This window comes from Ideonella azotifigens, assembly GCF_006519715.1.
GTDB classification, from domain to species: Bacteria; Pseudomonadota; Gammaproteobacteria; order Burkholderiales; family Burkholderiaceae_C; genus Ideonella; species Ideonella azotifigens.
This window is the reverse complement of record NZ_VIDT01000894.1, coordinates 1-1,876: the sequence shown is the minus strand read 5'-3', so window position 1 is coordinate 1,876 and position 1,876 is coordinate 1. Positions and strand designations below refer to the sequence as shown.

At 69.5% G+C, this 1,876-nt stretch carries 4 protein-coding genes; 3 read left to right on the top strand and 1 reads right to left on the bottom strand.

Annotated features, from left to right (window positions below; all coding sequences use genetic code 11):
* Both FKP22_RS28990 and FKP22_RS28985 read left to right on the top strand, forming a co-directional pair.
* On the top strand, window positions 1–153 hold the full coding sequence (locus FKP22_RS28990) for a biotin/lipoyl-containing protein (protein ID WP_310733389.1): 153 nt from the start codon (window positions 1–3) through the stop codon (window positions 151–153).
* Window position 154: 1 nt separating this feature from the next.
* On the top strand, window positions 155–1,030 hold the full coding sequence (locus tag FKP22_RS28985; RefSeq protein WP_141291611.1) for a beta-keto acid cleavage family enzyme: 876 nt from the start codon (window positions 155–157) through the stop codon (window positions 1,028–1,030).
* A 109-nt stretch (window positions 1,031–1,139) separates the two neighbouring features.
* Here the strand turns inward: FKP22_RS28985 and FKP22_RS28980 are convergent, their stop codons facing one another.
* Window positions 1,140–1,568: a hypothetical protein gene (locus FKP22_RS28980; protein ID WP_141291609.1), complete on the bottom strand. Its 429-nt coding sequence runs from the start codon at window positions 1,566–1,568 to the stop codon at window positions 1,140–1,142.
* A gap of 119 nt (window positions 1,569–1,687) precedes the next feature.
* Here FKP22_RS28980 and FKP22_RS28975 point away from each other — a divergent pair.
* Window positions 1,688–1,876: helix-turn-helix domain-containing protein (locus tag FKP22_RS28975; protein ID WP_141291607.1), on the top strand; the 189-nt coding region annotated here is incomplete at its 3' end.

Sequence of the window (1,876 nt, the reverse complement as noted above, 5' to 3'; positions counted from 1 at the left end):
CTGGGCCAGCCGCTGGTCTGCGTCGAGGCGATGAAGATGGAGATGTGGCAACACGCCCGCGCCGCAGGCACGGTGCGCGCGGTGCACGTGGCACCCAAGGCCTCGGTGCGCAGCGGCGCGCTGCTGGTCGAGCTGACCCTGGAGGCGTCTTGAGATGAACGACAACGTGATCCTCACCTGCGCGCTGACCGGCGTGCTGACCGACCCCAGGCAACACCCGGTGCCGGTGACGCCCGCGCAAATGGCCGCCGAGGCGCGCGACGCCTTCAACGCCGGGGCCTCCGTCATGCATGTGCACCTGCGCCAGCAGCAGGACGGCATGGGCCACTGGCCCAGCTGGGATCCGGACGTGGCGGAGGCGGTGACCGCCGCGATCCGCACCGCCTGCCCCGGCGTCATCATCAACCTGACCACCGGCGTGATCGGCCCGGACATCAGCGGCCCAGCCGCCTGCATCCGCCGCGTGAAGCCGGAGATCGCCGCCTGCAACGCCGGCAGCCTGAACTACCTGAAGCTCAAGGACAACGGCCAGTGGGCCTGGCCGCCCATGGTCTTCGATAACCCGGTCACCAAGGTCCAGCAGTTCCTGGACGTGATGGCCGAATGCGGCACGCACCCCGAGTTCGAATGCTTCGACGTCGGCATCGTGCGCTCGGTCGCGATGTTTGTGAAAAGCGGCATGGCGCCCGCCGGCCACCCGGTGGACGTGAACTTCGTGATGGGCGTGGCTTCCGGCATGCCGTGCGACGCCGACCTGCTCGCGCTGCTGCCCCGCTGGCTGCCCGACGGCGCGCTGTGGCAGACCACGTTGATCGGCCGCGCCGAGATCTGGCCGGTGCACCAGAAGACCGCCGAGCTCGGCGGCATGCTGCGCACCGGCCTGGAAGACACCTTCTACCTGCCCGACGGCAGCCGCGCCAGCGGCAACGGCGCGCTGATCCAGCACCTCGCCGCCTGCGCCGAGCGTGCCGGCCGCAAAGTGGCTTCGCCCGCCATCGCCCGTGAATTGCTGGGCTTGCCGGCAGCTTGACGCTGCCCCGCCCATGACTGTGACATTGCACAACCGTTCACGCCCGTCGTTGATGCGGAGAACCAGCAACGCAGTGGCCGCATTTGCCGTTCTGGGCGATTGAGGCGGTTCACCTGCTGCGCCACAGCGCCCACAGCATCAGGTCGGCCAGCAGCAGAGTGGTCACCCCCTGCAGCGCCAGGAAACCCTGGCCCAGCGCTGTGGTTGCAAACGCAGCGCCAAAAGCAACCCAGGCGCAGTCCAGCGTCCAGCCCAGGTTCAAGAGCGCCACGGCCCACAGCAACGGCCGAGGCAGCCGCTCACGCGTGGCCAGCCAAGCCAGCGCCGCCACCCATGCGAGCAGGAACAGCCCGGCGCCGAACAGCAGCGCGGTGGGCAGGCCGGTGAGCCCGCCCAGCCAGTTGGATGCGACCAGCATCGGCAGCGCGCTGGCGGCGCTGAGCGCGGCGTCCACCTTCAGCAGGCGACGAAGAAAGGCCGTCTGCGGCGTGGCGCGTTCGGCGGCCGGGAAGGCAGAGGTCGAAGAGATCGTGGTCATGGCAAGACTCCTTCAAAGTGGATGAGGACAACGGCTTTGATGCTGAGCGCCAGCCCGCCCCGTGGCGATGACCTCCCAGGTCATGGCCGCTGGCATGCAGGCGCGCTAAGGTGGCGGCCATGCTTGCTTCCTCTTCCTCCCCTTCCCAGGCGGCCCCGGTCGGCACGCTGCTGCGCGAATGGCGCCAGCGCCGCCACTGGAGCCAGTTCGAACTGGCCGACGAGGCGGGGTTGTCCACCCGCCACCTGAGCTGCCTGGAAACCGGCCGCGCGCTGCCCAGCCGGCAGATGCTGCTGCGCCTGACCGAG

Excerpts from the sequence above, each read along its gene's own strand:
- FKP22_RS28985 (WP_141291611.1), top strand. The coding sequence starts at position 155 with ATGAACGACAACGTGATCCTCACCTGCGCGCTGACCGGCGTGCTGACC.
- FKP22_RS28980 (WP_141291609.1), bottom strand. The coding sequence starts at position 1,568 with ATGACCACGATCTCTTCGACCTCTGCCTTCCCGGCCGCCGAACGCGCC.